This window comes from Streptomyces sp. NPDC006529, from assembly GCF_040611795.1.
Classification (GTDB): domain Bacteria; phylum Actinomycetota; class Actinomycetes; order Streptomycetales; family Streptomycetaceae; genus Streptomyces.
This window is the reverse complement of the sequence record NZ_JBEXPB010000147.1, coordinates 1-1,073: the sequence shown is the minus strand read 5'-3', so window position 1 is coordinate 1,073 and position 1,073 is coordinate 1. Positions and strand designations below refer to the sequence as shown.

The window sequence follows — 1,073 nt, the reverse complement described above, 5'->3', positions numbered from 1 at the left end:
ACCGAAGCTGATTTCCAAGATTGATCCTCGTGGCCTACCCGGCGTACGTCAGTGCGCCCGACCCGGGCCCGGAACCGCCCGCACCGCCCCGTGCGGTCCGTACGGCCCGCGCCACGCCCGGCCCCCGGCCTGTCGCCACCCACACGGGAGAGATCTTTGACCCTGACCCAGACGCTCCCGCCGCCGCGGTTCCACGTGGCGGACCGCGCCCCGACGACCGCCGAGGCCATGCGGCCCTGCGGCCCGCAGGTCTGCGACGACATGACGGTCGAGGTCGCCCTCTCCGTCATGACGAGCACGCTGACGGCGTACCTCGTCCTCTGCGACGAGGACGGCCTGTGCGCGGGTCTGGTCACCCGGACCCGGCTGGTCGCCTTCCGGGCCGGATCCGCCTACACGGACCGGGTCCGGCTGCGCGACCTCGTCCGTGACGGCGGCCCGTTCGTCACGCCCGCCACCCCGGCGCACGACGCCGAGCGGGTGCTGCGGGACGGCGGCTTCGAAGCCCTGCCGGTAGTCGATGCCGACGGCCACGCACTGGGCGTCCTGGTCGCTCCGCTCTTCTGATTTCCTCCGCGTCGCACCCGGCCCGTCCCGTGACGGACCGTCTCCCCCTACCTGTGAGGCACCCATGCGCTGTGTCATCGCCCGCTTCCCGTTCGAGCTGACCAAGAGCGGCGTGCTCGCCTCGATGAAGGGCATCAAGCCCGAGCCGGTCACGGGCGAGTCCGCGATCGTCGGCCGCCGTACGTACCCGGTCAAGCAGGTGGGCGCCGTCATCACCCGTCAGGACCGCCGTGACTTCAGCGCCGCCGAGGTGACCCGGGCGCTGACCGCGCTCGGCTTCACCTGCCGCTCCGCGGTCTCCCCGGTCGAGGCGCCCCTGCGGGGGCTGACCCCCGCACTGACCCCGCTGCAGCGGGCGTCCGTCCTGCTCGGCGCGACGGCCGGGGTGTAGCCGGAACCGCACCATGGTGTGACGGACCGTGTCGGGGGGGGCGGCGGGGGGCGCGGCCCGGGGGCCCCCCCGTGGGGTTTTGGTGTGGTTGTGTGTGTTTTTTTTTTTTTATCCA

Annotated in this window: 2 protein-coding genes; both read left to right on the top strand. The window is 72.5% G+C overall.

The annotated features are described in order from the left end of the window. Positions 1 to 156 precede the first annotated feature (156 nt). Positions 157 to 567 (top strand): CBS domain-containing protein, encoded by a 411-nt coding sequence (locus tag ABZY31_RS31330; RefSeq protein ID WP_356417105.1) that lies wholly within the window; start codon positions 157 to 159, stop codon positions 565 to 567. Between the two features lie 64 nt (positions 568 to 631). After that, entirely contained in the window at positions 632 to 958 is a 327-nt protein-coding gene (locus tag ABZY31_RS31325) for an SCO5918 family protein (protein ID WP_356417103.1), read from the top strand. Positions 959 to 1,073: the final 115 nt, after the last annotated feature.

Coding starts and splice junctions, on each gene's coding strand:
- ABZY31_RS31325 (WP_356417103.1), top strand. CDS start 632: ATGCGCTGTGTCATCGCCCGCTTCCCGTTCGAGCTGACCAAGAGCGGC.